Raw genomic sequence first — 25,517 nt, forward strand, 5'->3', positions numbered from 1 at the left:
CGCGCACAATGACGAGGAGTGGAGTTATGAAATTATTGCTTACATCTGCAGGCATCAATAACAAAAGCATACATGACGCGTTGGTTGACATGCTGGACAAACCGATTGCCGAATGTAGCGCCCTCGGCATATCCACTGCGTCGTACGCAATACCCGGTGGTGCAGCCAGGGCATTTGAGTTCTTCAGTGGACAAGCCGGCGCACCGATGTGTGAGCTGGGCTGGAAGTCCCTGGGGGTGCTGGAGCTCACGGCGCTGCCCAGCATTGATAAAGAGCTTTGGGTTCCGATGGTCAAGGAGACTGAGGTTTTACTCGTGAATGGCGGTGACCCGTTGTATCTGTGTTACTGGATGCAGCAGTCCGGACTGGCAGACCTCTTGCCGTCGCTGCGTTCCGTCTATGTGGGAATGAGTGCTGGGAGCATGGTGATGGCACCTAACATCGGGGAATACTTCGTTGGCTGGACTCCACCCACCGGTGGTGATAAAACGCTGGGTCTGGTCGATTTTGCGATGTTCCCGCATCTGGATCACGAGTTGCTGTCGTATAACACGATGGCTGCTGCAGAGAGATGGGCAGCCGGGATGCAGGGACCGGCGTATGCAGTTGATGATCAAGCCGCCATCAAAGTGATCGATGGAGAGGTCGAAGTTGTATCCGAAGGACATTGGAAACTGTTTACGCCATGATCCTTTCAAACAATCCAAATGTATTGCAGGAACCTTATGCGATATAGACCCGCAATGTGATTTGAAGTCTCATCAAGGTCAAGGAAAGAATCATGCTACAAGCATGCCGAACAATAAAAGAAAACCATAGGTGCGGGAACACCTATGGTCGTTTGACACTACGGATACCCGTCAAGGGTGTCGGCTCGGATAACAAAGAAGAAGTAGACCTCCTAGGCCGCCAAGCTCAAGGGAGGTCTACTTCTTTTTTAGTAGGTTGCTAAGCGCTTCGTTCTTCTGTCTCAGTTTCTTGCGCCGTTCCAGCACCCTCGCATAGCTATCTCTTGTGCTTCGTCAATCACAACGCCAACGCCTCGTTCCGCCATGCTGAGGTTACGCTTTCAGCGTGGATACGATGTCGAGGAGATATGGTTTCAAACCCCCCAAGAAAAACTCGACAGCGATGACCATGACGATAAGCCCCATGATACGCATCAGTACGTTGTTCCCCGTTTCTCCAAGCCATTTCATGAGCCGAGGCGCATGGAGGAGAATCATATAGGTCAAGTAACAAATCACTGCGATCGAGAAGATGAGAATTCCTTTTTCCCACCAGTTGTGTGCGCTTTCCATAAGGACGATGGAGTTGGTAATCGCTCCGGGGCCGCAGATCATCGGGATAGCCAAAGGAGTGATGGAGATGTCCTTGACATAGTTTGAAACCTCGGGTTCTGCGATTTTCGGTTTGGTCAGTCGGGCTTGGAGCATGTCTTGGCCCATGAAGAAAAAAATGACACCACCGACGATCTTCAAGCTGTTCACTGAAATTCCGAAAAGCTTGAAAAGCAACTGTCCAGTGATGGCAAACGTCAGAAGCGTGAAAAAGGAGATGAGCAACGCTTTTTTCGCCGTTGATTTCACAACCTCTTGATTACACTCCGACATCATGGTCATGAACACAGGCATTACTCCCAAGGGATTGATCAAAGTAAAAAAAGAAGTCATGCAGAGAAGTGTAAATGATAGTTCGCTGCTCATCTTGAGTCCTTCCTTGTCCTAAATTCAGATTGCACTCATCATATCTCTACACTCAGCTACGAGCAAGCATGCCGTTTACCGCACATGCGTTTTGGTGTGTAAAAGCAGTGAAGAACTACTTGGCAAGGAATTGAAGTGCTGAAGACAGATAGACTCAAGATTTTGGGTGTTGATTCGATGGATTATGGGTAGGATACTGCCTCAGTAGACGTTGACAACAGTTGAGTGCGAACATACAATATTTGCAACAGTGCTCACCACGCCTCTCCACGATGCGTACCAGGGTGGGCCTTTTTTTACCTGCCACACGGACAATTGCAAATACCATTCGCGTTCTCAGCCAGGCGGAAGTTTCGCAGCAAGCCCACCGTGATTTGATCGAGAATCGTATGTAAGACACGAAAAACTTCTACAAATAAGGTATAATGTAAAAAGTGCTGAGCTATCGGTTTTGAGGATCAATATTTCTACTACTTGAAAGAGAGTGAAATGAATGGGCCGCAAGTGGAACAATATCAAAGAGGGCAAAGCGAAGAATGACGCGCAAAAGACTCGTGTGTACGCGAAGTTCGGTGTTGAGATTTTTGTAGCAGCAAAAAAAGGGGACCCGAATCCTGAGACCAACGCAGCGTTGAAAGCTGTTTTGGAACGGGCCAAGACATACAATGTACCGAGAGCGATCATCGATCGCGCGTTGGAAAAGGCAAAAGGCGGCTCGGATGAGACCTATGACGAGCTTCGGTACGAAGGCTTCGGGCCGAACGGTGCGATGTTGATCGTCGATGCTCTGACGAACAACGTCAATCGTACGTTCTCTGATGTCCGATCTGCTTTTAAGAAAAACGCCGGCAACTTGGGCGTGAGCGGTTCTGTCGCGTATATGTTTGATTCCGTCGCTGTTTTCGGTGTCGAAGGGAAATCGGAAGAGGAGATCCTCGAGACCTTGATGGAAGCAGATGTGGATGTACGTGACATCGTCGCGGAAGACGAGCAGGTCATCGTGTATGCAGAACCGGATCAATTCCACGCTGTGCAAGAAGCACTGAAAAACGCAGGGATTGCAGAATTCACGGTGGCAGAACTCACCATGATTCCGCAAAACGAAGTGACGCTTGAGGGGGACGCAGAAGTATCGTTCCGCAAGCTGATCGACGCGTTGGAAGACCTCGATGATGTGCAACAAGTCTACCACAATGTAGATTTCGGTGATGAGTAAGCTGTACTTTCAAGAGACCATGGAAAGCCGCCCTTATGGGTGGCTTTTTTGTGTAACTTGGTATCGGTTGGTTGAACCCCCCTCGCGCCTTATACTAGAATCATGACAAGGAACACCATTTGATGCAGAAACCATTCCGGGAAGGAATTCGTACGCATGCTTCCAATCGAAGAGACAGATCTTCAACGCATTCGCTCCTACTTTTCTGAGGCAATTTTGAATCGAGGATGGGGCTACTATCGGGGGCGTGCGGTAAGCCGTCTCCAGATGGAGGGACACTGTGCACGAGCCCTTGTAGCCGGGACAAAGTCCTATCGGGTGCAACTCGATTTCCATAACTTTTCCGCAAGTGCTTGTACGTGCCCGTATGATGATTATTGCAAGCATATGGCGGCTGTTTTATACGAACTGTCAGCACAGACGAAACCGGAAGTTCTGACGTTGCTCGCTCCGCATCACCAACTTGCTCTCGGCCTCAAACGGGACACGCAGCCGAGTGCTCCTCTAAGAGTGATGAACCCGCCTCGTGAGACGGAATCGGTCGAGGAATGGCATGAAAAAATAGACCGCATCTTGGACGAGGGGAAGGGGCGTAGCGGATGGGTGTCGAGCGAGGTGTTTTTGCGCAAAGGGGAAACTCAGTTGCTTCCATATGCGGAAGAGTGGGCTCCTGATATCCGGGCTTTGTATGTGTTGAATGTCGGGATGCATCTCCTAGAGGTGTTGGAGGAGAGGCACCGACAGCCTTCCTATCAATACTACGAAAGTCCCGGATACGTACGGAGCGTGACGGTACGGTGGATCGGCAACCTGTACGATCAAGTTGCAAAGCTACTGATGGAACGGCACTCAAGAGGCTATCGGGAGTGTCTGGAAGATACCATACGCGTTCTCAGTCGGGCGGCATTTCCACAGCTAGAGTCGGTTGCTGACTGGGCACAATTTTACCGGATGTTCTGGACGACCGTACCTGTCGATGAAAAAATGATCGAACAGGAAGTTCTGCGGTTGCGAGCAGAGCAGGAACGGTCCGCTCACACTTTTGGGCAGCAAAAACTGCTGCTGCAAGCACTGATTCATCTCTTGATCCTGACCGATCAAGACGAAGCGGCGATGAACGTAGCCGATCGGGAACGGCCCTTGCTGGTCATGGATGAAGTGTTCGAGTATTTGCGTTCTTTCGTTGTGTATCAAAAGTGGAGTCGTTTGTATAAATGGTTGAACTGGTTGAGGCTGACATCAAGAAATTTTCAGCCCGCCTTGGTCTATCAGTACGTCAATTGCTGGAGTGCCCTGAAACGGGAGGGGTACGTGGAAGACAAGGAATGGGAGCACATCCTAGCCGACCTGCTGCCGGTCAGTTTGAATGAGTACCTGCAACTCTTGCTTGAACAAGAACGATATCGGGAATGGGTGGACCTGCATCTCTGGTACGAATCAGACCCTTTGGAGTTGGCGAAGGAAGAGTTGAGGTTGGTGGCCGACGAGGATCTGCCCAGTCTGCTTCCGTTGTACCACAGGGCGACTGAGCGATGGATTCGCGAGAAAAATCGGGATGCTTACAAACGAGCGGTCAAGATCTTGAAAAAACTCAAATCACACTATCGCAAACTCAAGCAACTGCCGCGCTGGGAGCAGTATATCGAAGGGATCAGCAAGAAATACAAGCGTTTATCCGCCTTCCGAGAAGAATTGATGAAAGGAAAGCTACTTCCATGACGACGTTGGCAACGATCACGTTACAGGGCAAGAGGTCGTCTGTCGGCGATCTCTATCTGTTTGGAACAGATCAACAGGGGGAGCGAGTGGAGGTTCAAGAGTTGATCGACCTCTTGTTTGCCTGGGATCATCGCTCCTTTTTTGGAACGTTTATTGAAACTGTGGAATCGCAAGGTGAGAAGTTTGTGTGGCTGAGACCTCTGGAGGCGGTGCGCTTTCTACAGGAGCCACGCGCTGTTTTGCATGTGGCGATTTCGTGGAGTGAGGAACTGTGGCATGTGCAACAAGCAGCCCGGATCTGCTCAGACGCCCTGAAGGAAGGGTGGTTTGCTCCCTGTTTCGAACGGTGGAAAGCAGGTGCGTTCGGATGGACGATCCGCCTTCCAGAGCGGGATGACAGGGGCGAGCATTTGGCCGTCGCGAACGAATGGTTTCAGGACGTGATGGCCGACCTCTTGCAGCAGGAGCCTGAGGCAGCAGAGGCGTTTGTAGAACTTCGACGAGAGTACAAAGCGCTGGATGTACCAGCCGAACAGCAATCGCCTATTGCGACGGGAGAATGGATCGACGAAGACGACTGGCTGATCGCCATCGGTTGGAAGCAGGATGAAGCCCCGTTTCGGACGGTGATTGAGATTCAAGAGCCTAGTGAAGGACAGCCACATTGGCAGTTGCAAATGCTTTTGCAAGATCGCGACCGCCCGTCCGTGGTGATTGAAACGGACGAGACGGGTCATCCAAGGCAAGGGTCTCTACCCGATTCATGGCGGCCATATGTGGAAAGCCGTCTGGGTCAAGCCAGAAAGAAACTGGAGAATCTCGTTTCTTGGTTGCACGAGAGCGAACGGCAAGAATCCGGGCAATGGGTGCTCTCTGACGAACAGGCTTGGAAGTTTCTCTCGGAGGACAGCATCGCTCTCCTTCAAGCCGGGAGTACGGTGTGGCTTCCTGGTTGGTGGGAGCAGATGCGATCCCGCAGGCCGCGCATCAAAGCCAAGGTGAAATCGAACGGTGGAACTTCGGGGTCTGCTTGGTTGGGATTGCAGCAACTCGTGGAGTTTGATTGGAGATTGGCTCTGGGAGATGTGGAGCTTTCAGAAGAAGAATTTACACGCTTGGTTGCAGAACAGCGACGCTTGGTGCAGATACGGGGTCAATGGATTCACGTCGATCTCGAAATGATACAACATGTGATCCAGTACGTGTCGCGAATCAAGAAGAAACAGGGACTGCCCCTGCGCGATGTCTTGCAGATGTACTGGGCTGCCGAGGATCAAGTGCCATCTCCGGTGTCACATACGGATCACGATGCGCTGCCTGCTCGCTTAAACGAAAGCGAGTCTCCTGAATGGAGCCTCGACATCGAGCTCAATCGCCATCTGCAAGCTCTCGTCGATCAGTTGCAGGCAGTCGAGAAGATCCCGGCGATTGCACAACCGGCCGGACTGCATGCTGAACTGCGCGGCTATCAAGAGCAGGGGGTTGCTTGGTTGCTGTTCATGCGAAAGTATGGGCTCGGGTGTTGCTTGGCCGATGACATGGGACTTGGCAAAACGGTTCAATGTATTACTTATCTGCTTGGCATGCGCGAGGAAGGAGCAACCGGACCGGCTCTTCTCATTTGCCCGACATCCGTATTGGGCAATTGGGAGAAGGAGTTGCAAAAATTCGCCCCCGACCTGAAGGTGTATGTGCACTATGGTTCTCAGCGGACGAGGGGTGAGGAGTTCACGGTACGAGCGGCACACGCAGATCTGGTCATTAGTTCGTACTCTTTAGCGCAACTGGATGTTGAGGAGTTGCGCGGGGTGCAGTGGGAAGCGATTTGTCTCGATGAGGCGCAGATGATCAAGAATGTCCATACGAAGCAACGGACGGCGATCCTCCAATTGGAAGGAAAGCATCGCATCGCGATGACAGGAACCCCGATTGAAAATCGTCTGACGGAGTTGTGGTCGATTTTCGATTTCCTCAATCCAGGATATTTGGGCAGTTTGTCGTCCTTTGTGCAAACGTATGTCAATCCGATTGAGCAGCACGGCGATCCTCTCCGCATCGAGCAGATTCAGAAGTTGGTGCGTCCGTTTCTGTTGCGTCGCGTGAAGAACGACCCGGCGATCCAACTGGATCTGTCGAATAAATACGAACGAAAAGTATTTGTGACCTTGTCGGCAGAACAGGGGGTGCTCTATGAACAAGTGGTGCAAGACTTGTTCCAAAGTCTGGATACCCTGTCACCGATGGAGAAGAAGGGGCGGATACTCGCTGCGTTGACAAAGCTAAAGCAGATCTGCGACCATCCTGCGCTGTTCTTGAAAGAGGAAGAGACAACAAACCGGACGGGGCGTTCGCTGAAACTGGAGCGGCTCTTGGATCTGGTGGAAGCCGTGCGAGGACAAGGGGAGTCCTGTCTGATCTTCACGCAATATGTGGAGATGGGGCATCTCTTGCAGCGGGAATTGGAGCAGAAGCTCGGCGAGCCGGTGCTGTACTTGCATGGGGGTGTACCAAAACGTAAACGCGATCAGATTCTCGCACGTTTTCAAGAGCGGGCAGCGGATGCAAACGAGCGTACTGACATCTTGATCTTGTCGCTGAAGGCTGGTGGAACGGGGCTGAACTTGACCAGAGCCACACAGGTGTTTCATTTTGATCGTTGGTGGAATCCGGCGGTGGAGGACCAAGCGACAGATCGTGCGTATCGCATCGGGCAGACTCGAGATGTGAAAGTGCATAAATTCGTGACCATCGGGACACTTGAGGAGCGCATCGATGAGATGATGGAACACAAACAGAGCTTGAGCCGACAGATCGTCAGCAGCAACGAGCCGTGGATCACAGAAATGTCAACACGAGAACTGAGAGAGTTGTTCGCATGGCGGACAGAATCAATCGGAAAGTGAGGCAGGCAGTATGGCGAGAGATCAAAAAGGTACGACGAGGCCCTCTGTTCCACGCACGCGGAAGGTCAAACAACCGCACGTTGTTGAGCCGATATGTGAGATCAATCCGGAACTTCAGAAACAAGGCATGTCCAGCGCGTGGCAACAGTTTTATGCCAAAGTGAAGCAGGCAACCCAAACTTATTGAGACGCAATCTGCATCATGATGGAAGAGATTGTGGGAATCGGACAGATGGGATTTGAAGTCACAACGTTACTTATGATAGAATACTGTTACAAGCAAGACGTACAATAAAAAATGACCATAGGTGCGGGAACACCTACGGTCGTTTGACACAACTGATACCCGTCAAGGGTGTCGGCTCATACTTCTAGCTGAAATAGATCGCCAGAGGTGCTAACTCATGGGGCGATCTATTTCTTTTTGTTCTGTATGTCAAACCAATCCTTGATGATCTTCAAGACCAGCATAAGCGCTGAGACGAGGAACAATCCGAATTGGAGCATGAGTGAAATCACTTCATGAGTTGACATATCTCTCACCCCCTTTCAATAGGGAGTGAGCCGATCACCCTTGAGGAGCCTATTCAATTGTGTTGTTTGTATTCTAGCATAGGAGAATCTAAGTGGGAACTGCTGTGTTTTAGATGAGAATAAAAATTTCACGAGTATCCGACTGTCCTTGATTCTCCCTTTGTGTAATAATGAATACACAGAAACGCAATGGAGGTGTGGTTCCTATGATCGGAGGGGAGGCCTATCCGAACGGGGTGGCGTTTTACACGGATGAGGTCTGGGTGAAGGCGACACGGGGGCGTGATCAAAACATCCGCGTCGAGGTGCGGCGGAAAGTACTGTCACAGAGTCGGTGGAGGAAGAGAGTTGCTGCGATTCCCTTTGTCAGAGGATTGGCCCTGATGGGGGATCTGGTGATGGCTCATTGGCGGCTTTATATCGCCGGGTGTCTGGGCGGCGGGGTCCTGCTCTTCTTGATGGGAGACACGTTGCTGCAGAACGGGACGAGCGATTCCCTGCATACAATCACTTGGTATGGGGAATTGCTCATGCTCGCGCTGTTTCTGGCGGCAGTCGTTGTGATTCGGCTCACGGGCATCTCCCGCTATCATGGGGCCGAGCACCAGGTGGTCGCGGCGTATCTGACACACGGGGACATTGAGCGGGACAAGGTTCTGGCCGCTTCACGGGTTTCCTCACGGTGCGGGTCAAATCTGGCAGTGTTTCAGATCTTAAGCTATGGCTTGCTGACCTGCTTCCCGCTGTCCGTGTGGTTGAAGATTCTGCTGAGCTACATGATCGGATACGAGCTTTTCTTGTGCGACGAACGAGGAAGATGGCGGTGGGTGTTGTCTCCTTTTTATCGGATCAGTGGATGGTTGCAGGGACGACTTCTAACGAGCAAGCCGACAGACAACGAATTGGAAGTTGCAGAGTCCGCATTTCTCACGCTTCATCGGTTGCGAAAGGAAAGATAGGGCCTCACCGCGTGTATCATCGTGGTGAGGTTCTTTTGTATTCGCACCACCTGTAATAATCGATAATTATTTATTGCAAAACGATAAACGCCGTGCTATGCTCAGTGTGACGATAACCAAGTGGAGGTGCTAATATGAAACGGGAAACACTCTTTTTGAAGCTGGTTGTTTTTCTGATGGGGATTCCGATTCTTGCTCTGTGTGTGTTTTTGGTACCGGAACTGGCTCGATATGGATTTGAAGAACTGTATCCAGAGCTGCCTTATCTGCAATATCCCTTCATGATTGGTTTGTATGCAGCGGCGGTCGTGTATTACGTGGCCTTGTATCAAACGTTCAGACTGCTGAGCTATATTGACAAGAACATCGCGTTCTCGGAGCTTTCTGTCAGCGCTTTGAAGAACATCAAAAACTGTGCCATTACGATCAGTGCCTTGTTTGCGGCCTTGATGCCGCTCATCTATCTCATCGCGGAGAAAGACGATGCCCCAGGTCTGATCTTGATCGGGATGATCATTATCTTGGCTTCCGTTGCGATCGCAGCCTTTGCTGCTGTGCTTCAGAAGCTGTTGCGAAATGCCATCGATATCAAATCTGAACATGATCTGACGGTCTGAGGTGAAAACATGGCGATCATAATCAACATCGATGTGATGCTGGCGAAACGGAAAATGAGCGTAACGGAACTGTCGGAGCGGGTGGGCATCACGATGGCGAACCTGTCGATCTTGAAAAACGGCAAGGCAAAAGCGATTCGGCTGTCCACTTTGGAAGCGATTTGCAAAGCATTGGATTGCCAACCGGGGGATCTTTTGGAGTACAAAGCGGAATCCGAATAAGGTGCCGAACTGAAAGACAGGGTGGGATGTCCCATCCTGTCTTTTATGCTGATTTTTACCTCTTTTGTTAGTTGAAGTCTAGATATAAATAGACTACGATTTAGGAAATACTACGCGGAAGAGTTTCTTCAAGACATGAGGGCAGCCCGGGGAGGTAAATAACGGCAAGACCAAGGCCGTAACCTTCGCAAGCATTTGGGTCAAAGTATCGGTTTTTCTGCGTCCCTTGCGCCTTGCTCCCGGATTCCTCGATTTTTACCATAATTAAATGGCCCCTGATTCTAGAGTGTTACTATATATTATGGCTTAAAAGTACTTATAATAGACTTTGAGTATGGTATAATCGAAACAGAAATGGCGTGTTCGTAGGAGACATCTTGCTTATTGTGACACCTGAGCAGGAAGGCTCACTCTTTTTTGTAAACAAAAGGGAAAGGAAGGCTATCATGAGCAACGTACACAAAACAACAGACGTGATCTTAATCGGTGCCGGAGTCATGAGCGCGACTTTGGGAGCCTTACTGAAAGAGTTAGCACCGGAATGGGAAATCAAAGTGTTTGAGAAACTTGCAAACGCCGGGGAAGAAAGCTCGAACGAATGGAACAATGCAGGGACGGGCCATGCTGCATTGTGCGAGCTGAACTATACATCCGAGAAAGCGGACGGATCTATAGATGTCAGCAAAGCAATCAAGGTCAACGAACAGTTCCAGCTCTCCAGACAGTTTTGGTCTTATCTTGTAAAAAGCAACCTGATTCGGAACCCGCAGGACTTTATTATGCCGATCCCTCACTTGAGTTTGGTGCATGGTGAGAAAAACGTGGAATTTTTGAAAAAACGTTTTAAAGCGCTTTCAGACAATCCGCTGTTCCAAGGGATGGAGTTTTCCGATGATCCGGAAAAACTGAAAGAATGGATTCCGCTCATTATGGAAGGCCGCACGTCGGACGAGCCGATCGCAGCTACGAAAATCGATTCGGGAACGGACGTCAATTTTGGTGCGTTGACGCGCATGATGTTTGACCATTTGAAGACGAAACATGTAGAGATCAACTATAAGCACAGCGTTGAGGATATCAAGCGTGCCGGCGACGGCTCGTGGGATTTGAAAGTGCGCAATCTGGAGCGCGGTGTCACCGAAACCCATCGTGCCAAATTTGTCTTTATCGGCGGTGGTGGCGGCAGTCTGCCTTTGCTGCAAAAAACCGGTATCCCGGAGTCCAAACAAATCGGCGGTTTCCCGGTCAGCGGGCTCTTTATGGTATGCAAAAATCAAGAAGTCGTCGAGCAACATCATGCGAAAGTATACGGAAAAGCAAAAGTCGGCGCTCCGCCGATGTCTGTTCCGCATTTGGATACCCGATATATTGATAATAAGAAAACATTGCTCTTTGGTCCGTTTGCCGGTTTCTCGCCGAAGTTCTTGAAAACGGGTTCGAATTTGGATTTGATCGGTTCTGTCAAACCGAATAACGTCATCACGATGTTGGCGGCAGGCATGAAAGAAATGGCCTTGACCAAATACCTGATCCAGCAAGTGATGTTGTCGCATGAAAAGCGCATGGAAGAACTGCGCGAATTTATTCCGAATGCCAAGAGTGAAGATTGGGATATCGTAGTTGCGGGCCAGCGTGTGCAAGTCATAAAAGATACGGCGGCCGGTAAAGGGACGTTGCAATTTGGCACGGAAGTTGTGAGCGCGTCCGACGGCTCGGTCGCTGCTTTGCTCGGCGCGTCTCCTGGTGCTTCGACCGCTGTTCACGTCATGCTCGAAGTCTTGGAAAAATGCTTCCCGCAGCATATGATCGAGTGGGAAGAGAAGATTAAAGAAATGATTCCTTCATATGGCGTTTCCCTTTCGAACAGCCCGGAGCTCTTCGAAGAAATTCATACTGCCACCGCGCAGACGCTGGGTCTTGCTGATCATAAAGAACTGGCTTATCAGTAATTCTCTCATAGGATAATCGATCACAACAAAGACCTCGCCGCACATTATAAAGCGGGCGAGGTCTTTTTTTCGTTTCGACTCTCTACGGCGTATACGCAGAAATCAGTTGTCGGAGCGCTTGTTTCACATCGCCGTGAAAGAGGCCGCCGTGGTAGCAAATAATCTGTTCCGCGTCATAGTGGAGCAGTCGTTGTACGGAGCGGACGGCCTCATCCAGATCCAGTGTGTATTGGGGATTGGCGATGGCAAGTGTGCCTTCTTCGATGACGACAGCGTCTCCCGCTATCACTGTTTTGCTGGCCGGGATATACAAGGAGATATGACCTGGCATGTGGCCGGGAGTGTGGATGACTTCGATGCCGCCGCACCAAGGGAGACTCGCTCCGTGAGTGACAGTCCGGTCGACGGCAGCTGGCTCAATCGACTGTAAGAAGCGGATGAACTGTTCTGCATTCGGCTTGGCATCAGCCGGCAACGCGTCAAACGTGGATTCCGCCTGTTCGAGTCGCAATGACTTTTTCGTTCCCTCTAGATACGGCTTTTCCAGCTCATGGGCGATGATCTCGATGTGCGGGTATGTCCGCTTCCATGCAGCGAGCGATCCGATATGGTCCATGTCGTGATGTGTCACGATCAATTTTGTTATCGAATCGAGCGTGATACTGTAGCGTGCAGCCGCTGCTTCAAGCAGGGGGATAAAGTTTGGATACCCGCAATCGATGAGGATCGTATCGTGCTCATCATGAAGAAGAATCGGTGTGATGACTTGTTTTGTTTCGTTATACTCAAACTCGATATCGAGAAGATGACAGTGATTCAATACAGATACCCCCTGAATAAAACGGACTGGGAATGTATTCCTATTCTATCAGGTTCCGAGTGATGTTGACATCAAATAATGAGAGGAATATCATAAAATGAATGGAGTTTGTACGGGGGGCTTTGACCATGAATCTGGACGAGATGCGTCAGGAACGCAGCAAATACAATGCGGCGATGAAAGAGAGCGATCCCTTCTTCAAGGAGTTTGGTTCTTTGGATGACAACGTGTATGCGGAGGGTCACATATCCAAGAAAAACAAAGAGCTCATGGGGCTCGCGATCTCGGTGACAACAAGGTGCAACGAATGCATCCTCTATCACATGGATCAATGCCGAAATGCCCAAGCATCGAGGGAAGAAATCGTGGAAGCGATTAAAATTGGTGTGATGGCGGGTGGTTCGATCACCTATCCCAATGCGCGATTTGCGTTTCAGACTTTGGAGGAGTCTTTCTGAGGAGGGGTGCTGGAATGAAAATCGTCGAAATCCAACAAAGACCCGAATTATTTGATACATCTGTCGGTGTTTTTTGGCGTGAGTGGGGAAACGAAAAGAACTACAACTTTTATGAAGATGCGATGAGGAACTCTTGCCTGACAACAGATGAGATCCCGAGGTTTTACATCGCCCTGGAGGATGAATCCATCATCGGCACGTACGCCTTGATCAGGAATGACCTGAACAGCCGTCAGGATTTATTCCCCTGGCTCGCCTGTCTCTTTGTGGAACCCGGGCACAGGGGGAAACAGATCGGATCTCAACTGCTGCAACACGCCTTGCAAGAGGCCGCCAAAAAGGGATTTGACAGACTCTATCTCAGCACCGATTTGGACGGGTACTACGAAAAGTACGGGTGGACTCACTTCGGAGAAGTATACGGTGTGGGCGGTGGCTCTCTGAAGATTTATTCAAGATCTGTCGAATAACAACGAAACCAAGGAGGGGCATCCGTGACGGTCAAAATCCAAAAGATCACGACAAACTTGTGGTTTGATACGCAAGCGGAAGAGGCGGCGCAGTTTTACACATCGATCTTTGAAAACTCCAAGATCGACAGAGTCACCCGCTACAGCAACGGAACCGTCATGACGGTGGAATTCCAACTGGATGGACAAACGTTCGTCGCATTGAACGGCGGTCCGCAATATAAATTTACAGAGGCGATCTCCTTGATCGTCAACTGCGAGGACCAAGCGGAAATCGATACTTACTGGGAAAAACTCACCGAAGGCGGAGACGAGAAGGCACAGGTGTGCGGTTGGCTGAAAGATCGGTACGGCGTGTCGTGGCAAATCGTGCCGGCCGCGTTGTCTGAGATGATCAGCGGCCCCGACCCGGCGAGATCGGAACGAGTGATGAATGCCTTGCTCCAGACGAAGAGCAAGATCGACCTCGCCGCCCTGCTGCAGGCATACGAAGGATAGAAGAGTACATCGCCGGAGGAGCGAAGCCGTTGACAAAGATCCATAATGTGAAACACATGCCTGCTGAATCGACCGAGATCTGCGGGCCGATGAAGACGTTGTATCTGGGGCGTGCCGCAGGGAGCGAGAAGTTGTACGTGAACATCGACGATGTGGAGCCGGGTGCCAAGAGCACAAAATACCACAGTCATTCGGCGCAGGAAGAGTTTTTCCTGATCTTGAGCGGCAGCGGGATCTTGCGTATGAACGAGGCAGAGCATCCGGTGAAACAAGGGGATTTTGTTGCGAAACCTGCCGGGAAGGGGATCGCGCATCAGTTCATCAATACCGGCACGGAAGTTTTGAGCATTCTCGATTGTGGAACGGTCTCTCCCCATGATGTGACCGCGTATCCGGATGAAGACATCGTGTATGTGAAGCACCTTGGGAAAATGTTCAAACTCTCCGAGGACGTGAAAGACTTTTCCTCCGAACCGAATGAGTAAAACGAGCCACTCCGAACAGGGAGTGGTTTTTGTTTGTGAGGAGAGCGAGTGTTGTGTCTGCAGAGAAAGAAGGCGTATAATAAAGCCAACTTACAGAGGATCATGGCTCCGTTGGAAGGAGATAGACAATGAGCGGGAAGAACGAAGAATCCATGCTGATTCCTGACACAGACCGCAACAGTCTGGCAGGTGACTGTGAGAACTGCTTTGGCCTCTGCTGTGTCGCGTTGCCGTTTGCAGCTTCGGTGGATTTTGCGATGGACAAGCAGGGCGGGACGCCTTGCACGAACTTGCAGTCAGACTTCCGTTGCGGCGTGCACACGAGCCTAAGGCAGCGGGGGTTTCGGGGATGCACGGTGTATGATTGCTTTGGAGCGGGGCAGAAGGTATCGCAGGTGACGTTTGGCGGACGAGACTGGCGACAGTCGCCGGAGACGGCGAAGCAGATGTATGAGGTGCTCCCGGTGATGTGGCAGCTGCATGAGTTGCTCTGGTATCTGTCCGAGGCACTCACGTTGCAACCGACTCGGTCGTTTCACGGTGAGCTCCGAGCGGCTCTGGAAGAGACGGAACGCCTGACTCTGCTCGATCCCGACGCGCTGCAAAAGCTGGACGTGGCGGCACATCGGGCGGAGGTCAATGCGCTGCTTTTGCGGACGAGCGAACGGGTGCGGGAAGAGGCCCTTCGCCAGCTGAAAGGCCGTCCGGGTCGTCGGAAAAACTTCGGCCGGGGTGCTGATCTGATGGGGGCCGATCTCAAAGGCCACGACCTCCGAGGAGCCAACTTGAGAGGCGCCTACCTGATCGCCGCCGATCTCAGAGGTGCCGATCTGCGAGGTGCAGACTTGATCGGAGCGGACTTCCGGGACGCGGATCTGCGGGGAGCCGACCTCACCGAGGGCCTCTTCCTCACCCAGATGCAGATCAACGCGGCGAAAGGCGATGCCGGCACCAAGTTGCCGAAGTCACTCACCCGCCCGCCGCACTGGTCCAACTGACCGACGTTTTCCATAGAACAAAGGAGGAAATCATATCATGGCTGATTTGCCGAATTGCCCAGCATGTAATTCATCTTACACATACGAGGATGGCGGACTGTTTATCTGCCCGGAATGCGGGAACGAGTGGACACTGGAATCGGGTGCCGAAAGCGGCGAAGACGTGAAAGTCTTCAAAGACGCGAACGGCAACGTTCTGCAAGACGGTGACACGGTCATCGTCATCAAAGACCTGAAGGTCAAAGGCACTTCGTCCGTCTTAAAGATGGGCACCAAAGTCAAAGGCATCCGTCTGGTGGACGGCGACCACGATATCGATTGCAAGATCGACGGGTTTGGTGCGATGAAATTGAAGTCGGAGTTTGTGAAAAAGGCATAGACCGCAACTGCGGTCTTTTTTTCTGCCCGCACGGACCCCCTGAAAATTCCGCTTGCTTTCGCAGGTACTGTCTGATAAAGTCTTCTGAAATACCTGCGGGAGAAGGAGAGATGCACAATGGGGATTCATAATTATTTCAAGAGCCTGTCCGACCTCGAGGGCATCTTCCGTTGCCCTGGCAAATTTAAATATCAAGAGCACTCGGTGGCCAGCCACTCGTTTAAAGTGACGAAGATCGCCCAGTTTCTCGGCACGGTGGAGGAGCACCAAGGCACGCAGATCGATTGGCGGACCCTCTACGAGAAGGCGATCAACCACGACTATGCGGAACTGTTTACCGGCGACATCAAGACCCCTGTCAAATACGCGATGCCGGAGTTGAAGGAACTGTTCTCCCAAGTGGAAGAGACGATGACGCGCAACTTCATCGCGCAGGAGATCCCGGAGGAGTTCCAAGCGATCTATGAGCGGCTGTTCAGCGAAGGCAAGGACGACTCGATTGAAGGCAAGATCCTCGCGGTGGCCGACAAGATCGACCTGCTCTACGAATCGTTCGGCGAGATCCAAAAGGGAAATCCGGAGACGCTGTTCCTCGAGATCTATGAGGAAGCGCTGTCGACGATCATCCGGTATCAAGAACTGCATTGCGTGCAATACTTCTTGGAAAACATCCTTCCTGAGATGCTGGAGGAAGGCGTCATCCCCTACACGCAAATCAACAAGGTGTCCAAACACATCCTTGGAAAAAAGCAGTGAGCGCGGCTCCGTAGATCACCCACGCGATCTACGGCTTTTTTGTGCGAAGGGGCATTGACTCTGTGGTGCACCCCACAGTTTATGATGCAGGAGGGGGAGGGAGAGACGCGTGTACAAAATCAGCGAATTTGAGGAGATGACCGGTCTCAGCAAGGAGACGTTGCGTTACTATGCGGAGGTGAAATTACTCGAACCGGCAATCATCGATCCGGAGAATCACGATCGCTATTATGACGATGGCAGTTACTTTCTCGCCCTTCTGTTGGTCAAGTTGAGGAGATTTGGTTTTACGATACAAGAAATGATCGATGTGATGGCGGACGAGTCGTTTGCCCATTTGGAAGAGCTGTTGCAGCAAAAAAAGAACAAGATCCAGAAGCAGATGGAAGATCTGCGCCTGCAGGTGGAGGAGATCGATGAGTTTCTGGCGTCTGGGATGGAGGAAGATGACGCGTGATCCGGTGGAAAGAAGAAACGATCCTGGAGGCCAACATTGAACACGTGTGGGCACTGTTTTCCGATCAGAACATCAAGCGAATCATGCCGAAGGTAGAGGAGCATACCTTGGTCGAAAAAACGGAACGGGAAGTGGGCGCGAAACATCAGCAGACGTACCGTGAAGGCAAACGGGTCGAGACGTACATCGTGGAAACCACTGCGTATGAAGAGAGCGAGGACAAAAAGCGGAAGCAAACCAGCTTTGTGTTGGGAAAGGCGTTTGAGATCACGACGACGTTTACGTTGTACAAAATCGATGAGACGCACACGAGATTCGAGTACGAAGGGCAAAACAAAGGCGTCAATTTTGTCGGACGAGCGATGCTGAAACTCGGGAGCAAGGAAAGCAACAACAAAGTCGTGGAAGAGTTTATGCAAAGGGTTAAAGAAGAAGCGATGAAGTGAGCGGGAGAGGCGCGTGGCAGGAGAAGTATTTCCAGCAGGTGAAAGGGGCAACTTGGGAGATAGACCAAGGAGACGGGAGTGTCACAGGCGTGAAGATACGACTTGCTTTGCTCAGCGTGGCTGTCATGGTTGCCCTGAGCGGATGCGGAGATACGAAGGATGATACGGCGCAAAAGAAGCCGGAAAACAGCGGGCACGAAGGTCACACGGACCATGTTCCATCGGGTGACGTGCCGGAGGGTCTCAAAACGGCTGACGATCCGACCTTCAAAGTGGGCAGCCAAGCCACGATCCAAGACGGTCACATGCCTGGGATGAAAGGTGCGAAGGCAAACATCGCAGGGGCATACAGCACGACGGCCTATGTTCTGTCGTATACGCCCACGACCGGCGGGGAGCGGGTGCAACATCACAAGTGGGTGATTCATGAGGAGATCGAAAACGCCGGCCAAGACGCGTTTAAAAAGGGACAGGAAGTCACCCTCCTGGCCGACCACATGAAAGGCATGAAGGGCGCAAAAGCGGTGATCGAGTCAGCCGAGCAAACGACGGTGTACACGGTGGACTACACGCCGACGACAGGTGGCGAGACGGTTCGAAATCATAAATGGGTCACAGAGAGCGAACTGTCGGCTCCGTGATGAACGACAGATGCGCGGAACAGAGATCGCCGGGGTGCACGCTGCTCCCCGGCGATCTCTTTTGTTGTACAGATCAGCATTCCTTCGGCCTGTCTGATTTTGGTATGATGAGAAGAGTGAAAACAATCGTGGAAAGGGGTCATCGAAACGATGAGTGAGCCAAAACGTTTAGCGGAGGCATTTCTGCAGACGACCTATCAAGTGGCGGGACACAGCAAGCGGGACGTGCAGCAGTTGAAACAGGCGTTTGAAGCGGTGGACGGGGGGACGGCCAGCGATGTATACGGGTCGGGGCCGATCATCGAGGAGTTTCAACAGAAGATGGCGCAGTACCTCGGCAAGGAAACGGCTGTCTTTTTCCCCAGCGGGACGATGGCGCAACAGATCGCGTTGCGGATCTGGTGTGACCATAAAGGGATCAAGCGGGTGGGCTACCATCCGTTGAGCCATCTGGAGCTCCATGAGGAAAACGCGTTGCAAGAGTTGCACGGGATCGAGTCGGTGCATCTGACCGACAGGGACAGCGTGATCCGTCTGGAGGATGTACAACGTTTGCAGGAAGAGGTCGCGTGTGTGTTGCTGGAGTTGCCGCAGCGGGAGATCGGCGGGCAACTGCCTTCCTATGAGGAACTGGTGGCGATCTCCGCTCATTGCCGGGAAAAAGGGATCCACCTGCATCTGGACGGAGCACGGCTGTTTGAGATTCTTCCTTATTATCAAAAGTCGGCGGAGGAAGTGTGCGCGTTGTTTGACAGCGTGTACGTGTCGTTCTACAAAGGGATCGGCGGGATCGCAGGTGCGATTTTGGCAGGGGATGCAGCGTTCACGGAGGAATCGAAAGTGTGGAAGCGTCGCTACGGCGGGGATTTGATCAGCCTGTATCCGTATATCGTCAGTGCCGACTATTACTTCGATCTGCGGGTGGGTAAAATGGAGCAGTACTACGCCGATGCGAAGGAACTGGCGGCTCTCTACAACCAGTGCCACGCCGTCACCACGCGGCCGGAAGTGCCCGTCTCGAACATGTTCCATGTGCATGTCGCGGTACCGAAAGAAAAGCTCGAATCCATTGTCGCCTCGATCTGCGAGGAGACAGGCATCGGCCTCACTCATTATGTGCGCGAAACGGCTGAGCAGACCAGTTACTATGAGGTGGGTGTGGGCGACCGGTACGCGGCGATTCCAAAAGAGGAACTGCGGCATGCCTTCCAACTTCTGAACAAGAAACTGTCGGGTGTGGAGTAAGCGGAAGCGTGCAGGATGAGGGAGGCAAGGACGGGAGGGAACCTGCTGTGATCGCTATTCTGCTAGTTGTTGTCGGGATACTCGTCATCGCGTTGCTTGTTTTGAATGTGTATCCCGCCTTTGGTGCGAAGCCGGCCGGCAAAGGGAAGTATGCCAATCAGATCCCGACCCCGATGGGGATGGATCTGAAGACGACCGCTTCCTTGCTGCGGGATTTTATAAAAGGGAATCCAAGGACGAAGCCGACCGACGTGCTGCCGATGGGGACTTTGGATGCGAGCCGGTTGCAAGGGCATCAGGAGGCGAAGGTCACGTGGTTCGGCCACTCGGCGTTGTTGCTGGAGTTGGACGGCAAAACGCTGTTGCTCGATCCGATGTTCGGACGGGCTCCGTCGCCGTTTCCGCGTTTTGGCGGCAAAAGGTACAGCGAGTCGCTGCCGATCGAGATCGAAGACCTGCCCGCCATCGATGCGGTGCTGTTCTCGCACGATCATTACGACCATCTGGACTATGGCTCGATCAAGCGGCTGAAAGACAAGGTCGGACGTTTCTACGTCCCGCTGGGTGTAGGGGCTCATTTGCAGCGGTGGGGGGTCGAGGCTGATCAGATTACGGAGCACGACTGGTGGCAAGAGTCCGAGTGGGACGGGATCATTGTGTCGTGCACCCCGGCACGCCACTTTTCGGGCAGGAGTTTGACCGACCGGAACGCGACGCTGTGGTGTTCGTGGGTCATTGCGGGGCAAGAGACGAAGGTCTATTTCAGCGGGGACAGCGGCTACGGTCCGCATTTCCAAGAGATCGGGGACAAGCATGGCCCGTTTGACATGACGTTTCTGGAGTGCGGCCAATATGATGCGCGGTGGGCGAACATTCACATGCTTCCGGAAGAGACGGTGCAGGCGCATGTCGACCTCCGAGGCAAAGTGATGATGCCGATCCATTGGGCGGCGTTTACGCTGTCGTTGCATGATTGGAACGACCCGGTGGAACGGGCATGGAACGAAGCGAAACGGCTCGGCGTGGAGATGACGACGCCGCACATCGGCGAGACGATCCGCATCGGTTCGGAAGACTATCCGCACTCGACGTGGTGGCGATAAGGACAGAAAAAGGGAGGCGAGCCGAGAGGGGCTGCCTCTCTCTTTGTTGCACGGTATTCGATGAGGATCAATGCCGTGAATTATCTACTTCTGGTGAGCGACTGACAGAATGTAAGCTGGGCAACATTGGGAGGGGGGCGTGTTGTGCTAACGTGAAAGGGATCGCTTGGCGAAGAGAGAGCGATTCCTTTTTCCATTGGAGATACTACACATGATGTTGATACAGGAGGGAACTCGATGGCTACAGAGAACGAGAACAGCCCGAAACGCCTGCAGGACATTCCGTTGTCCGTTTTGGATCTGGCCCCGGTGATCGAGGGCGGCACGGCGGCGGATGCGTTGCGCAACAGTTTGGATCTGGCGCAACATGCGGAAAGTTGGGGATATACCCGCTATTGGCTGGCGGAGCATCACAATATGCTCGGCATCGCCAGTTCGGCGACGTCGGTGGTGATCGGGCACATCGCAGGCGGGACGTCGAAGATCCGCGTGGGGTCGGGCGGGATCATGCTGCCGAACCATGCGCCGCTGCAGATCGCGGAGCAGTTTGGCACGCTGGAATCGCTGTATCCGGGACGCATCGATCTCGGGCTCGGCCGTGCACCGGGAAGCGACCAAGCGGCAGCAAGGGCACTGCGTCGGGCGCTGCACAGCAACGGGGATGACTTCCCGGAACTGGTGGCGGAACTGCGGGGTTATTTCCATCCGCCGGTCGACCCGGAAAAGATGCCGGTGCGCGCGGTGCCGGGCGAAGGGCTCGACATCCCGATCTGGTTGCTCGGCTCCAGCGGCTTCAGCGCCCAGTTGGCCGGACAGCTCGGTCTTCCGTTTGCGTTTGCCAGCCATTTCTCGCCGAATTATACGATCCCGGCTTTGGAACTGTACCGACGTACGTTCCAGCCGTCCGATGTGCTGGACAAACCGTACGCGATGGTCGGCGTCAATGTGATCGCGGCAGAGACGGATGCCCAAGCCCGTTATCTCGCTACGTCGATGCAACAGCAATTCCTCAACCTGATCCGCAATCGTCCCGGCAAGCTGCGACCGCCGGTGGACGATATGGACGCGCTGTGGACCGACTATGAAAAGGCCGCGCTGGAACAGCAACTGGGCGGCTCGATCGTCGGCAGCCCGGAGACGGTGCAGGCGAGGTTGCAGAAGTTTTTGGACGAGACGCAGGCGGACGAGATGATCGTCAATGCGCAGATCTACGATCATCAGGCGCGGCTGCGGTCGTTTGAGATCGTGTCGCAGTTTATGAAGAAGGCGTCGTACTGATCCTGTCAAAAAACCCCGTCTGCAAACGCAGGCGGGGTTTCGTTGCGATGTGTGGTCAATGCTTCGGTTGCACGTCCAGCATGGGCTGAGGCTTTTTCAGGAAGAAGGAGAGCAGCATCCCGGCCAGTGCCAGCAGGGAGGCGACGAGGTAGGCGTTGTTGATGCCGTGGATCATCGCATCGGTCTTCACTTGAATCGGGGCGTTGTCGGCGGTGATCGTCATGACGGTGACGAGGATCGCGGTGCCGATGGAGCCGCCGACGGTGCGCAGGGTGTTGGTCATCGCCGAGCCGTGCGCGATCAACTGCGGCGGGAGTTGGTTGATCCCGGCGGTGGTGATCGGCATCATGACCATCGAGACCCCGATCAGGCAGAACGAGTAGGTGATGATGATCGAAAGGTACGACGTGGTGATCGTCAGGCTCGTCAGTTGGAAGGTCGAGACGGTGACGATGGCCATCCCGATGACGGCCAGCCAGCGGGCTCCGACTTTGTCGAAGATGCGGCCGGTGATCGGGTTCATGATGCCCATCAGGATCGCGCCCGGCAGGAGCATCAGCCCGGAGTCCAGTGCAGAGACGCCGCGCATCTGTTGCAGGTAGAGCGGCAGGAGCAGGTTGATCCCCATCATCGCGATGAAGACGATGGTGGCGATGCCGGTGGCGAGGGTGAAGATGCCGTATTTCAAAACGCGGATCTCCAGCATCGGGCGCTCCATGTTCAACTGCCGCCACACGAACAGGATCAGCGAGATCGCGCCGATGACCAGTGTCGCCAGCACTTCGGTCGCGCCCCATCCTTGGCTGCCTGCGCTGCTGAAGCCGTACAGCAGGGAGGAGAAGCCGATGGTCGAGGTGATAATCGAGACGGGGTCCAGTTTCGGGTAGGTGAGTTTGCCGACGTTTTTTAAAGCGACGGCAGCAAAGAGCAGGTCGAGCAGCGTGATCGGCAGCACGACGTAGAACAGCAGTCGCCACGAGTAATGCTCGACGATCCAGCCGGACAGGGTGGGGCCGATCGCGGGTGCAAAGGCGATGGCGAGGCCGACCATGCCCATCGCCGCGCCGCGTTTCTCACGCGGGAAGATAAGCAGGATGACCGTTTGCATCAACGGCATCATCACGCCCGCCCCCATCGATTGCACGATCCGACCGATCAAAAGGCCGGTGAAGTTGGTCGACAGGGCGCAGATCAAACTCCCGACGGCAAAGATGCCGATCGAGGTCAAGAACAACTGCCGCGTGGAGTACCGCTCGATCAGAAAGGCGGTGATCGGGATCATGACGCCGTTGATCAAGAGGTAGATGGTGATCAGCCACTGCGCGGTGTTGGTGGAGATGCCGAGGTCTTCGATGATCTTCGGCAGCGCGATATTGAGCAGCGTCTGATTGAGGATCGCGATGAATGTGCCGATCAAAAGGACGGCCATCATGACTTTGACGTTCAATTTTGGCGAAGATTCGGTTGTTTGGGCATCAGAACTCACAATTTCAACTCCTTTGATTCGGGGGGCGGGTCGGCAGGCTCCTGATGGTTCAGGTGTTCGACCGCTGCGGCCGCTACTTTTTCCAGCATGGTGATCAGCGAGATCGTCTCTTCTTCGGTGAGAGGGGAGGTCAGGACGTCCGCCCAGACGCCGAGCGTTTGAATGATGTCAGGTTTGATCTGTCGGGCTTTTTCGGTGAGGAAGACACGCTTGACCCGGCGGTCCAAGGTGTCGGTGACGCGGGTGACGAGGCCGGATTCTTCGAGGGTGAGCACCGCTCGGGTGGTGGTGGCTTTGTCGACGACGATGACTTTGGAGAGCGTGTCCAGCGAGACGCCGTCTTGATCGTACAAGGTCATGAGGACGGGCAACTGACCCGGTCCCACTTCGTAAGGCCGCAAGTTGCGCGTCATAAACATCTGACCGTAGCGGCTGAGGATGGAGATCCATTTGCCAAGAGGTACGTAGGGGAGTGTGTTCATGGTCAGACTCCTTTTTCGTTTATCGTTGCGTCCGCAACCAATATGCAGGATCATAGCATGAGGATGGTTGCGTTTGCAACCGGTACTTTCAGCTTCTTGTCCTAATTTGATACAATGGACAGCAAGTGATGCAAGCGGTGAAGGAGAGAATAGCGATGAGCAAGGATGCAAGCGCAAGGCGCGTGCTGATCCTGACAGCTGTCGAAGCGGAGCGGGAAGCTGTGCGGCGCGGGTTGCAGGGGGCGGCCGGATTTGATGTGGAGCTGGCGGGTGTCGGTCCGGTGGCGGCTGCGGTGAATGCGACGAAGCTGTTGGCGAAGGCGGACGGTCAGTATGGACTGGTCGTGATCGCAGGGATCGCCGGCGGATTTTCCGGTCAGGCGGAGGTGGGCTCGCTGGTGGTGTCCAGCGAGATCATCGCGGCCGACCTGGGAGCCGAGACGTTGGAGGGGTTTCGCTCTCTCGACGAGCTCGGCTTTGGCTCCGCTCGCGTGCCGGTCGATCCGGCGCTTGTGGCACGGGTGACGGAAGCGTTGCACATCGGCGGATTGCCGGTGACGGCGGGGCCGGTGCTGACGCTGTCGACGGTGACCGGCACTGCGGCATCTGAGGCCGAACTGACGGCGAGGGTGCCGGGAGCGGCTGCTGAAGGGATGGAAGGGTACGGTGTCGCGTATGCGGCGCATGACTTTGGCCTCCCTGTTTTGGAAGTGCGGGCGATCTCCAACGCAGTCGGTCCTCGGGATCGGAGCGCATGGCGGATCAAAGATGCTTTGCTGGCGCTGGAAGCGGCGAGTGCAAGATTGGCGGAGGTGTTGTAGATGAAAATCGCGTATTCTCCATGTCCGAATGATACGTTTGTGTTCCATGCGTGGGCGCATGGATGGGTCGAAGGCGCGCCGGAGTTGGACGTGTTGTTTGCAGACATCGACATCACGAACGGGATGGCGGCCGGTGAAAACGGCCTCGATGTGATGAAGATCTCGTATGCGGCGTTGCCGTGGGTGCTGGACAAGTACGCGCTGCTCCCCTGCGGCGGTGCCCTCGGCCGCGGCTGCGGTCCGCTGGTGCTGACGAATGACGGAGCGGCCGCCGGTCGCCCGGATGCGCTGTCCGGCAAGCGGGTGGCGGTGCCGAGCGAGCGGTCGACGGCGTATCTGCTGTTCCGGCTGTGGGCGGCGCAAAACGTGCCGGGCGGCGTGGGCGAGATCGTGGTGCTGCCGTTCCATGAGATCATGCCGGCCGTCCGGGACGGGAAGATCGATGCCGGGCTGGTCATTCACGAGGCGAGATTTACCTACCGCGAGTACGGCCTGACCCAATTGGTCGACCTCGGCAACTGGTGGGAAGGTGACACGGGTCTGCCGATCCCGCTCGGGGCGATCATCGCCCGCCGGACGCTCGACCTCGATGCGATCACCGGCTGGATCCGCCAGTCGGTCGAGTACGCGTGGAAGCACCCGGAAGCGTCGAAGGATTATGTGATGTGTCACGCGCAAGAGTTGTCTCCGGAAGTGGCGCAGCAGCACATCGATCTGTATGTCAACGAGTTTACAGCCGATCTCGGGGAACAAGGGTATGAGGCGATCACCGCTCTGCTCATCCGTGCGGCCAAGGAAGGACTCGTGCCGGCGTTTGATGTGGAGAAACTGCTGGATCGGAAATAAAATACGGGAGGCACCCAGAGATG

General features: G+C 53.7%; 28 protein-coding genes. 23 read left to right on the forward strand and 5 right to left on the reverse strand.

Annotated elements, in window-relative coordinates; genetic code table 11:
- The first annotated feature begins 26 nt into the window (after window positions 1–26).
- Window positions 27–689, forward strand: a complete 663-nt coding sequence (locus tag OS242_RS17980) for a Type 1 glutamine amidotransferase-like domain-containing protein (protein WP_267153085.1) — start codon at window positions 27–29, stop codon at window positions 687–689.
- Between the two features lie 372 nt (window positions 690–1,061).
- On the opposite strand, the gene OS242_RS17985 is transcribed toward OS242_RS17980, so the two are convergent.
- The gene (locus OS242_RS17985) at window positions 1,062–1,706 is read right to left on the reverse strand and encodes a MarC family protein (RefSeq protein WP_267153086.1); all 645 of its coding nucleotides are present in this window, start codon (window positions 1,704–1,706) and stop codon (window positions 1,062–1,064) included.
- A 493-nt stretch (window positions 1,707–2,199) separates the two neighbouring features.
- Here OS242_RS17985 and OS242_RS17990 point away from each other — a divergent pair, with 493 nt between their 5' ends.
- The 3 genes from OS242_RS17990 to OS242_RS18000 all read left to right on the forward strand — a co-directional run bounded on the left by OS242_RS17990 (window position 2,200) and on the right by OS242_RS18000 (window position 7,544).
- Window positions 2,200–2,922, forward strand: a complete 723-nt coding sequence (locus tag OS242_RS17990; RefSeq protein WP_267153087.1) for a YebC/PmpR family DNA-binding transcriptional regulator — start codon at window positions 2,200–2,202, stop codon at window positions 2,920–2,922.
- Between the two features lie 156 nt (window positions 2,923–3,078).
- The gene (locus OS242_RS17995) at window positions 3,079–4,641 is read left to right on the forward strand and encodes an SWIM zinc finger family protein (RefSeq protein ID WP_267153088.1); all 1,563 of its coding nucleotides are present in this window, start codon (window positions 3,079–3,081) and stop codon (window positions 4,639–4,641) included.
- On the forward strand, window positions 4,638–7,544 hold the full coding sequence (locus OS242_RS18000) for a DEAD/DEAH box helicase (protein ID WP_267153089.1): 2,907 nt from the start codon (window positions 4,638–4,640) through the stop codon (window positions 7,542–7,544). The genes OS242_RS17995 and OS242_RS18000 overlap by 4 nt, the downstream gene beginning before the upstream one ends.
- Window positions 7,545–7,958: 414 nt before the next feature.
- Here the strand turns inward: OS242_RS18000 and OS242_RS21415 are convergent, their stop codons facing one another.
- Window positions 7,959–8,078, reverse strand: coding sequence for a putative holin-like toxin (locus tag OS242_RS21415; RefSeq protein ID WP_407702128.1), 120 nt, complete (start codon window positions 8,076–8,078; stop codon window positions 7,959–7,961).
- A 206-nt stretch (window positions 8,079–8,284) separates the two neighbouring features.
- Between OS242_RS21415 and OS242_RS18005 the strand changes: the two genes are divergently transcribed.
- The 4 genes from OS242_RS18005 to OS242_RS18020 all read left to right on the forward strand — a co-directional run bounded on the left by OS242_RS18005 (window position 8,285) and on the right by OS242_RS18020 (window position 11,825).
- On the forward strand, window positions 8,285–9,037 hold the full coding sequence (locus tag OS242_RS18005; protein WP_267153090.1) for a DUF1385 domain-containing protein: 753 nt from the start codon (window positions 8,285–8,287) through the stop codon (window positions 9,035–9,037).
- A 134-nt stretch (window positions 9,038–9,171) separates the two neighbouring features.
- Window positions 9,172–9,654 carry a DUF2975 domain-containing protein gene (locus OS242_RS18010; protein WP_267153091.1) on the forward strand — a complete coding sequence of 161 codons (483 nt, stop codon included), beginning with the start codon at window positions 9,172–9,174 and terminating at the stop codon, window positions 9,652–9,654.
- A 9-nt stretch (window positions 9,655–9,663) separates the two neighbouring features.
- The gene (locus OS242_RS18015) at window positions 9,664–9,876 is read left to right on the forward strand and encodes a helix-turn-helix domain-containing protein (protein WP_267153092.1); all 213 of its coding nucleotides are present in this window, start codon (window positions 9,664–9,666) and stop codon (window positions 9,874–9,876) included.
- A 386-nt stretch (window positions 9,877–10,262) separates the two neighbouring features.
- On the forward strand, window positions 10,263–11,825 hold the full coding sequence (locus OS242_RS18020) for a malate:quinone oxidoreductase (protein WP_267153143.1): 1,563 nt from the start codon (window positions 10,263–10,265) through the stop codon (window positions 11,823–11,825).
- Window positions 11,826–11,907: 82 nt separating this feature from the next.
- Here OS242_RS18020 and OS242_RS18025 read toward each other — a convergent pair whose 3' ends face one another.
- Window positions 11,908–12,645 carry an MBL fold metallo-hydrolase gene (locus OS242_RS18025; protein WP_267153093.1) on the reverse strand — a complete coding sequence of 246 codons (738 nt, stop codon included), beginning with the start codon at window positions 12,643–12,645 and terminating at the stop codon, window positions 11,908–11,910.
- A 128-nt stretch (window positions 12,646–12,773) separates the two neighbouring features.
- Here OS242_RS18025 and OS242_RS18030 point away from each other — a divergent pair, with 128 nt between their 5' ends.
- The 13 genes from OS242_RS18030 to OS242_RS18090 all read left to right on the forward strand — a co-directional run bounded on the left by OS242_RS18030 (window position 12,774) and on the right by OS242_RS18090 (window position 21,859).
- Window positions 12,774–13,103, forward strand: a complete 330-nt coding sequence (locus tag OS242_RS18030; protein ID WP_267153094.1) for a carboxymuconolactone decarboxylase family protein — start codon at window positions 12,774–12,776, stop codon at window positions 13,101–13,103.
- 14 nt (window positions 13,104–13,117) lie between these two features.
- On the forward strand, window positions 13,118–13,573 hold the full coding sequence (locus OS242_RS18035; protein ID WP_267153095.1) for a GNAT family N-acetyltransferase: 456 nt from the start codon (window positions 13,118–13,120) through the stop codon (window positions 13,571–13,573).
- A gap of 24 nt (window positions 13,574–13,597) precedes the next feature.
- Window positions 13,598–14,071 (forward strand): VOC family protein, encoded by a 474-nt coding sequence (locus OS242_RS18040; RefSeq protein ID WP_267153096.1) that lies wholly within the window; start codon window positions 13,598–13,600, stop codon window positions 14,069–14,071.
- Between the two features lie 29 nt (window positions 14,072–14,100).
- Complete coding sequence (locus OS242_RS18045; protein ID WP_267153097.1) at window positions 14,101–14,556, forward strand: cupin domain-containing protein; 456 nt, start codon at window positions 14,101–14,103, stop codon at window positions 14,554–14,556.
- A gap of 128 nt (window positions 14,557–14,684) precedes the next feature.
- The gene (locus tag OS242_RS18050) at window positions 14,685–15,554 is read left to right on the forward strand and encodes a pentapeptide repeat-containing protein (RefSeq protein WP_267153098.1); all 870 of its coding nucleotides are present in this window, start codon (window positions 14,685–14,687) and stop codon (window positions 15,552–15,554) included.
- 37 nt (window positions 15,555–15,591) lie between these two features.
- Entirely contained in the window at window positions 15,592–15,933 is a 342-nt protein-coding gene (locus OS242_RS18055) for a zinc ribbon domain-containing protein YjdM (RefSeq protein ID WP_267153099.1), read from the forward strand.
- Between the two features lie 117 nt (window positions 15,934–16,050).
- A complete protein-coding gene (locus OS242_RS18060) occupies window positions 16,051–16,689 on the forward strand; it encodes an HD domain-containing protein (protein WP_267153100.1) in 639 nt (212 codons plus the stop codon).
- Window positions 16,690–16,798: 109 nt separating this feature from the next.
- On the forward strand, window positions 16,799–17,146 hold the full coding sequence (locus tag OS242_RS18065) for a MerR family transcriptional regulator (protein ID WP_267153101.1): 348 nt from the start codon (window positions 16,799–16,801) through the stop codon (window positions 17,144–17,146).
- Window positions 17,143–17,592: an SRPBCC family protein gene (locus OS242_RS18070; RefSeq protein WP_267153102.1), complete on the forward strand. Its 450-nt coding sequence runs from the start codon at window positions 17,143–17,145 to the stop codon at window positions 17,590–17,592. The genes OS242_RS18065 and OS242_RS18070 overlap by 4 nt, the downstream gene beginning before the upstream one ends.
- 89 nt (window positions 17,593–17,681) lie before the next feature.
- Window positions 17,682–18,233: a YdhK family protein gene (locus tag OS242_RS18075; RefSeq protein ID WP_267153103.1), complete on the forward strand. Its 552-nt coding sequence runs from the start codon at window positions 17,682–17,684 to the stop codon at window positions 18,231–18,233.
- A gap of 150 nt (window positions 18,234–18,383) precedes the next feature.
- On the forward strand, window positions 18,384–19,478 hold the full coding sequence (locus tag OS242_RS18080) for a threonine aldolase family protein (RefSeq protein WP_267153104.1): 1,095 nt from the start codon (window positions 18,384–18,386) through the stop codon (window positions 19,476–19,478).
- Between the two features lie 173 nt (window positions 19,479–19,651).
- A complete protein-coding gene (locus tag OS242_RS18085) occupies window positions 19,652–20,581 on the forward strand; it encodes an MBL fold metallo-hydrolase (protein WP_407702129.1) in 930 nt (309 codons plus the stop codon).
- Window positions 20,582–20,818: 237 nt separating this feature from the next.
- On the forward strand, window positions 20,819–21,859 hold the full coding sequence (locus OS242_RS18090) for an LLM class flavin-dependent oxidoreductase (RefSeq protein WP_267153106.1): 1,041 nt from the start codon (window positions 20,819–20,821) through the stop codon (window positions 21,857–21,859).
- Between the two features lie 55 nt (window positions 21,860–21,914).
- Here OS242_RS18090 and OS242_RS18095 read toward each other — a convergent pair whose 3' ends face one another.
- Both OS242_RS18095 and OS242_RS18100 read right to left on the reverse strand, forming a co-directional pair.
- Window positions 21,915–23,345 (reverse strand): MDR family MFS transporter, encoded by a 1,431-nt coding sequence (locus tag OS242_RS18095; RefSeq protein ID WP_323372976.1) that lies wholly within the window; start codon window positions 23,343–23,345, stop codon window positions 21,915–21,917.
- Window positions 23,342–23,827: a MarR family winged helix-turn-helix transcriptional regulator gene (locus OS242_RS18100; RefSeq protein WP_267153107.1), complete on the reverse strand. Its 486-nt coding sequence runs from the start codon at window positions 23,825–23,827 to the stop codon at window positions 23,342–23,344. The genes OS242_RS18095 and OS242_RS18100 overlap by 4 nt, the downstream gene beginning before the upstream one ends.
- Before the next feature lie 155 nt (window positions 23,828–23,982).
- On the opposite strand from OS242_RS18100, the gene OS242_RS18105 reads away from it, so the two are divergent.
- Complete coding sequence (locus tag OS242_RS18105; RefSeq protein WP_267153108.1) at window positions 23,983–24,648, forward strand: futalosine hydrolase; 666 nt, start codon at window positions 23,983–23,985, stop codon at window positions 24,646–24,648.
- A complete protein-coding gene (locus tag OS242_RS18110; protein ID WP_267153109.1) occupies window positions 24,649–25,494 on the forward strand; it encodes a 1,4-dihydroxy-6-naphthoate synthase in 846 nt (281 codons plus the stop codon).
- Window positions 25,495–25,517: the final 23 nt, after the last annotated feature.

The organism is Tumebacillus lacus, from assembly GCF_026410385.1.
GTDB classification, from domain to species: domain Bacteria; phylum Bacillota; class Bacilli; order Tumebacillales; family Tumebacillaceae; genus Tumebacillus; species Tumebacillus lacus.